Here is a 237-nt window from a genome sequence, read left to right as displayed (position 1 = left end):
GGGCCAGCCATTGTTGCTCGGCCTGTTCGAGCTTGCCGGCGGCCAGGGTTTCCTGCAGTTCGGCATAGGGATCGGCGGGCTGCGCCTGGGGCGCGACCACCGGCGTCGGTTGCGACGACGCATTGCCCTGGCAGGCGCTGACCAGCAGCGCCGCCGCCAGGACGGACAGCAGGCGAAAGAAGGACGACATCATTCCTGCGGGTTCTCGTTTGGTCAAAAAATCGCCAGATTCTACAC

The 237-nt window shown here is 65.0% G+C and carries 1 protein-coding gene; it reads right to left on the bottom strand.

Going from position 1 to position 237, the window contains the following annotated elements; genetic code table 11:
• On the bottom strand, nt 1-193 hold a 193-nt coding region (locus tag ACLJNW_RS28420; RefSeq protein WP_410962012.1), incomplete at its 3' end, for a hypothetical protein.
• Between the last annotated feature and the right edge of the window lie 44 nt (nt 194-237).

The organism is Salmonella sp. SAL4457 (assembly GCF_046548235.1).
In the GTDB taxonomy this organism is placed as follows: Bacteria; Pseudomonadota; Gammaproteobacteria; order Enterobacterales; family Enterobacteriaceae; genus Salmonella; species Salmonella enterica.
The sequence above is the reverse complement of the archived record's forward strand: the minus strand, read 5'-3'. Positions and strand labels throughout refer to the sequence as shown.